This is a genomic window from Photobacterium angustum (assembly GCF_003026365.1).
Lineage (GTDB): Bacteria > Pseudomonadota > Gammaproteobacteria > Enterobacterales > Vibrionaceae > Photobacterium > Photobacterium angustum.
The window spans coordinates 144,752-151,491 of sequence record NZ_PYOM01000014.1; the positions used below are offsets into that span (position 1 = coordinate 144,752).

General features: G+C 41.8%; 3 protein-coding genes, 1 tRNA gene and 2 rRNA genes. 1 reads left to right on the forward strand and 5 read right to left on the reverse strand.

Features of this window, described 5'->3' with window-relative positions; all coding sequences use genetic code 11:
- Nucleotides 1-47: 47 nt before the first annotated feature.
- Nucleotides 48-3,716: a methionine synthase gene (gene metH / locus CTN01_RS15435; RefSeq protein WP_045149753.1), complete on the reverse strand. Its 3,669-nt coding sequence runs from the start codon at nucleotides 3,714-3,716 to the stop codon at nucleotides 48-50.
- Between the two features lie 194 nt (nucleotides 3,717-3,910).
- Between metH and CTN01_RS15440 the strand changes: the two genes are divergently transcribed.
- Nucleotides 3,911-5,188: a cation:proton antiporter gene (locus tag CTN01_RS15440; protein ID WP_045149752.1), complete on the forward strand. Its 1,278-nt coding sequence runs from the start codon at nucleotides 3,911-3,913 to the stop codon at nucleotides 5,186-5,188.
- A gap of 53 nt (nucleotides 5,189-5,241) precedes the next feature.
- On the opposite strand, the gene metA is transcribed toward CTN01_RS15440, so the two are convergent.
- The 4 genes from metA to rrf (CTN01_RS15460) all read right to left on the reverse strand — a co-directional run bounded on the left by metA (nucleotide 5,242) and on the right by rrf (CTN01_RS15460) (nucleotide 6,738).
- On the reverse strand, nucleotides 5,242-6,183 hold the full coding sequence (gene metA, locus CTN01_RS15445; protein ID WP_045185647.1) for a homoserine O-acetyltransferase MetA: 942 nt from the start codon (nucleotides 6,181-6,183) through the stop codon (nucleotides 5,242-5,244).
- A 191-nt stretch (nucleotides 6,184-6,374) separates the two neighbouring features.
- Nucleotides 6,375-6,490, reverse strand: a 5S ribosomal RNA gene (gene rrf, locus CTN01_RS15450).
- Between the two features lie 8 nt (nucleotides 6,491-6,498).
- Nucleotides 6,499-6,574: transfer RNA gene (locus tag CTN01_RS15455), tRNA-Thr, on the reverse strand.
- Nucleotides 6,575-6,622: 48 nt separating this feature from the next.
- Nucleotides 6,623-6,738, reverse strand: a 5S ribosomal RNA gene (gene rrf, locus CTN01_RS15460).
- Between the last annotated feature and the right edge of the window lie 2 nt (nucleotides 6,739-6,740).

The window sequence follows — 6,740 nt, forward strand, 5'->3', positions numbered from 1 at the left end:
ACAAAAAGGCGCATTGAGCGCCTTTTTTATTCACTATCGATTAAGCATTAAAGATTTGGGCCTAACCATTTCTCAGCTTCGATCAAATCCCAACCTTTTCGATCGGCATAACTTTCTAACTGATCTTGCTGGATCTGAGCAACCGCAAAGTAACGAGAATCAGGATGTGAGAAATACCATCCCGAAACTGCAGCACCAGGCCACATTGCGTAACTTTCCGTTAGTACCATGCCAGTATTTTTCTCTGCATCAAGTAACTGCCAAATAGCACCTTTTTCAGTATGCTCAGGGCAGGCAGCATAACCTGGGGCTGGACGAATACCTTGATACTTTTCTCGGATCAAATCATCATTATTCAGATTTTCATCGGCTGCATAGCCCCAAATATCTTTACGTACCATTTCATGCATACATTCAGCAAAAGCTTCCGCTAATCGATCCGCGACTGCCTGTACCATAATGGCATTGTAATCATCACCTTTTGCTTTAAATTGCTCGGCAATGTCATATTCACCAATCCCACCTGTTACCGCAAAAGCGCCAATCCAATCAGCCTTACCGCTCTCTTTAGGCGCAATATAGTCAGATAAACAATAGTTAGGACCTTTCGGCTTTTTGGTTTGCTGACGTAAACCATGTAGTACTTTTAAGACTTCGGTTCGGCTATCGTCTGTGTACACCTCAATATCATCACCGACATTATTGGCAGGGAATAAACCACACACACCATTAGCCTTAATCATGCCTGTTTTCTCGATCTCATCTAAGATTTTATTAGCATCATTAAATAGCTTTGTCGCTTCCTCACCAACAACTTCATGACGAAGAATCGTTGGGTATTTACCACTTAATGACCACGTCATGAAAAATGGCGTCCAATCGATATATTTGCGAATTTCGGCTACTGGGAAGTCGGTAAAGGTATGAACACCAGCTTTTTTCGGTACTGGTGGCGTATAATTTTGCCAATCAATATCAACCGCATTGGCACGAGCCTCTTCTAACGAAATAGGTGCAGTACGTGGTTTCTTACGCGCATGTTGTTCGCGTACCACATCATATTCTTGGCTTAAACGCTCAACAAACGCTGGCTTTTGCTCATCAGATAATAGTGCAGAACACACTCCTACCGCACGAGAGGCATTGGATACATACACCACTGGCTGATTATAGTTTTGCTCAATCTTAACCGCCGTGTGGGCTTTAGAAGTTGTTGCACCACCGATAAGTAAAGGGATATCGAATCCTTGTCGTTCCATCTCTTTGGCAACATGAACCATTTCATCAAGTGATGGCGTGATCAAACCCGACAAACCAATAATATCGACGTTTTCCTCTTTGGCGACTTTCAAAATTTTATCGCATGACACCATCACACCAAGATCGATGATCTCGTAGTTATTACATTGCAGTACAACACCGACGATATTCTTACCAATATCGTGAACATCGCCTTTTACGGTTGCCAAAAGTATTTTACCGTTGGTTTGTCCAGCCTTCTTTTCAGCATCAATATATGGCTCTAAATAGGCAACCGCTTGTTTCATGACGCGCGCCGATTTGACTACTTGCGGTAAGAACATCTTACCTTCACCAAATAAATCACCAACGACATTCATCCCTGCCATTAATGGGCCTTCGATCACTTCAAGCGGTTTACTAGCTTTCTGACGAGATTCTTCGGTATCTTCAACAATAAATTCGGTTATACCTTTAACTAGGGCATGCTCTAGACGCTTTTCAACAGCCCAACCTCGCCATTCTGCAGCGCTGCGATCTTCTTCAGCATTACCGCTATCTCGGTATTTAGCGGCAATATCTAATAATCGCTCTGTACTATCATCACGGCGGTTAAGCACGACATCTTCAACCGCATCGCGTAATTCATCCGGCAGATCATCATAAATTGCAAGCTGACCTGCGTTAACAATCCCCATGTCCATACCGTTTTTAAAACAGTAATACAGGAAAACAGCGTGGATCGCTTCACGAACAGCGTTGTTACCACGGAAAGAGAACGACACATTCGACACCCCACCAGATACCATCGCATACGGCAGTGTTCGTTTAATATCCCCGACCGCTTCAATAAAATCAACGGCGTAATTGTTGTGCTCTTCAATACCGGTCGCAACAGCAAAAATATTAGGATCAAAGATAATATCTTCTGGCGGAAAGCCGACTTCATCAACCAACACACGATAAGCATTAGTACAAATTTCAATTTTACGTTCGCGAGTATCAGCTTGACCTACTTCATCAAATGCCATCACGATAATCGCAGCACCATAACGACGAAGTAACTTCGCTTGAGTAATAAAGTTTTCTTTACCTTCCTTCAACGAGATAGAGTTAACAACTGGCTTACCTTGAACACATTTAAGCCCTGCTTCTAACACTTCCCATTTAGAAGAATCGACCATAATAGGCACTTTAGATATTTCAGGCTCAGTAGCACAAAGGTTTAAAAAACGTATCATTGCAGCCTTTGCATCAAGCATCCCCTCATCCATATTAATATCGATGATTTGAGCCCCAGCCTCTACTTGCTGGCGAGCAACCTCTAACGCTTCATCATAAAGCTCTTCTTTGATCAGGCGCTTAAATCGAGCAGAGCCTGTCACATTGGTACGTTCGCCAACATTAATAAATAAGGTATCAGCATCAATGGTTAACGGCTCTAATCCAGATAAACGACAAGCAATAGGAATATCAGGTAGTTGGCGAGGTTTAATATTTTTAGTCGCTTCATGCATCTGTCGAATATGTTCAGGCGTAGTACCACAACACCCACCTACCATATTGAGGAAGCCACTTTGTGCCCATTCATGGATATGTTCCGCCATTTCTTCGGCTTCAAGATCATACTCACCAAAGGCATTAGGTAAACCTGCATTTGGGTGAGCTGAAACAGCACATTCTGAAATACGCGATAACTCTTCAACATACTGACGTAATTCATCAGGCCCAAGCGCACAGTTCAAACCAAAGGAAATAGGTTTAACATGACGTAATGAGTTATAAAACGCTTCCGTTGTTTGTCCAGAAAGGGTACGTCCTGAGGCATCTGTTATGGTGCCTGAAATCATGACTGGTAGTTCAAAACCGAGCTCTTCAAAAACCCCTGAAACAGCAAAAGCACAAGCTTTAGCATTCAAGGTATCAAAGATAGTTTCAAGCAAGATAATATCTGCACCGCCTCGAATTAAGGCATGTGTCGATTCAGAATAGGCTTCAACTAATTCATCAAAGGTAACATTACGATAACCAGGATCGTTAACATCAGGAGAGATAGAGCAAGTACGGTTTGTCGGTCCTAAAACACCAGCAACAAAACGTGGTTTTTCTGGTGTTTTAGCCGTCCATTCATCGGCAGCAAGACGAGCGAGACGCGCTGCTTCATAGTTAATTTCCGCACTCAACGATTCCATGTCGTAATCCGCCATAGCGATCGTTGTAGCATTAAAAGTGTTGGTTTCTAGAATATCCGCCCCGGCTTCTAAATACGCGAGGTGAATATCTTTAATAAGCTGGGGTTGGGTTAATACTAAAAGATCATTATTCCCTTTTAGATCAGAATGCCAATCAGAAAATCGTTGACCTCGATAATCATCTTCTTCCAATTTATAACCTTGGATCATGGTGCCCATGCCACCATCAATGATCAGGATTTGCTCTTCCAACCGCTTATGCAGTAATTCCTTGCTGTTTAACACGCCACTACATCCTTATAATCCATTACAGCTTTGTAACATCCTACCACACTTCAATTGGGGATAAAGAAGGCTAAATATAATTTACACAACAAAAGCTTTTCAAAATAAAACAAATTATCAGTAGCCATTAATTACTGATGGTTTTACTATTTCGTCACAAATTTTCTAACAACCCACCAATCTAGAGGTTACGCATGTCGGTCTATAGCACGCTCTGCTTTCTGGCTGCAGCAGCAATGTTTATTGCTTTTGTAAACAGTAAAATAGGTAAAATGCAAACAACCATTGCCATCACTGCCGGATCATTAATCCTGTCACTATTGATCATCATTGCGGGACACAACGGTTGGTTCCACCTTGAAGATGTTGCCGCGACTCAAATCAGCAAAATAAACTTTGAAGATTTCCTATTAAAAGGCATTTTAGGATTCTTATTATTTGCTGGCGGCTTAGGTATCAAGTTACCCCATCTTGAAGATCAAAAATGGGAAATTACCGTATTAGCACTGGGCGCCACTTTATTCTCCACCTTTTTTATTGGCTTCAGTTTATGGGGTATTTGCCAGTTAATCGGAATTCAACTTGATCTGATTTACTGTTTACTCTTTGGTGCATTGATTTCCCCTACCGATCCTATTGCTGTATTGGCCATCGTTAAAAAAATGAAGGCACCTCGCCGTATTTCGACTCAAATCGAAGGCGAGTCTTTATTTAATGATGGGTTTGGCCTAGTTATCTTCGTGACCATGTTTACCATTGCTTTTGGTGATACCTCACCAACCGTGATGGGCGTAACCCAACTATTCCTTCAAGAAGCTATTGGTGGTATTGCTTACGGCTTTGTTCTTGGTCTAATCTTCCACTACCTCATTAGCTCAACCAATGATCACTCTATGGAATTACTACTTACTATCGGTATTCCAACCGCAGGCTATGCTTTAGCAGAAGTCCTTCATGTCTCAGGCCCACTTGCTATGGTGGTATCAGGAATCATGATTGGTAACTGGACTCGTTATATTGGCTTTTCAAAAGAAAGTGAAGAACACCTAGATCACTTCTGGGAGTTGGTTGATGAATTCTTAAATGGTGTCTTATTCCTATTAATTGGTATGACCATGCTTGATTTCAGCTTTCACCAAGAAGACTGGATCCTAATGATTATTGCTGTACCTTTAGTTCTTCTAAGCCGCTACATCAGTGTAAAACTGCCATATGTGGGCTTCAATCGCTACCGCCAGTACAACCCAATGTCAGTCAAGATCCTCACTTGGGGCGGCTTACGCGGAGGTTTAGCATTAGCTATGGCGATGGCTATTCCTGCTGGTGTAATGGTAATTCCAGAGAAGGGTATCGATGTGCGAGAAATCATCCTCGTAATGACATATTCAGTGGTTGTATTCTCTATCCTTATCCAAGGTTCAACCATTACCCCATTAATTGAAAAAGCCAAGCTTTGGGAATTAAAAAAATAAATAAGTAATTATTCCACTAACAAAAAAGCCTGCACTTCAATGCAGGCTTTTTATTATTCGTCTTTCGTAAAACTCGCTTCGGAGAAGTGCTCTAAATCGTAAGGAGTTTGCTGATATACACAATAGTTTAGCCAATTACTAAATAGTAAATGACCATGACTACGCCAACTCGCAATAGGTGCATTCGAAGGATCATTCTCAGGATAATAGTTCACAGGTACTGCAGGCTCCATCCCTTGTTCACTATCTCGTACAAACTCATTATGCAATGTATCTACATCATATTCTGGATGCCCCGTTACGAATACATTACGTTTATCTTTTGTCGCTGCTAAATACACTCCAGCCTGCTCTGAAGTCGCTAATATATCAAGATCAGTATGCTTAGTTAAATAATCGTGAGAGAAGTCAGCATAGCGAGAATGAGGGGCAAAAAAAGTATCATCAAACCCTCGTAGTACCGGATGATGACAATCATGAATTCGGTGTTGATAAACCCCAGATAGCTTCTCTTTTCGCGTACGTTTCGGCAAGTCATAGAGTAGTTTGAGTCCTGCTTGAGCAGCCCAACAAACAAACATAGTTGATGTTACATGCTCTTTCGCCCAATTCATGATGATTTGAATTTCTTCCCAATAAAGCACATCTTCAAATTGAACTAAACCTAACGGCGCTCCCGTTACAATCAATCCATCAAAATTACGTTGTTTCACCATTTCAAACTGACGATAAAAAGTATCTAAGTGTTCTTGAGGGGTATTTTTTGTTGGACGATTATCGATTCGTAATAGCTCTACATCTACTTGAATTGGGCTATTTGATAATAAGCGTAAGAACTGTGTCTCTGTCTCAATTTTTTTTGGCATTAAGTTTAATAACAATACCTTCAACGGACGGATCCCCTGGCTAGCAGCACGCTTCTCTGTCATCACAAAGATATTTTCACTGCGCAGAATATCAGTAGCAGGTAGGCGATCAGGTATTTTTATTGGCATCTTTGTTGACTCCTTTCGACACAAGATGTTTAGCCGTCTAAACTTCCATTAACGTTATAGAAAAAGGAAGGCAGACGCAAGTTTAGTCCAAAATAATAACATAATAGATAAATAAGAGAGATAAAGAGATTTGGAAAATAAGAGAGCTTATAAACGAGAAAACCCAGCCGAAGGCTGGGTTTTAAAATAAGATTTAGCGATGTCCTACTCTCACATGGGGAGGCCCCACACTACCATCGGCGCTACAACGTTTCACTTCTGAGTTCGGCATGGGATCAGGTGGGACCGCTGCGCTATGGTCGCTAAACAAATTAATGGTGCTAGTACCCAGATTTGAACTGGGGACCTCACCCTTACCAAGGGTGCGCTCTACCAACTGAGCCATACCAGCACACAAAGCTTGTATGAAAGTTGCTTCTGCAACATTCTGAAATTTAAAGCCTGGCGATGTCCTACTCTCACATGGGGAGACCCCACACTACCATCGGCGCTATTACGTTTCACTACTGAGTTCGGCATGGGATCAGGTGGGTCCATAACGCTATGGTCGCCAAGCA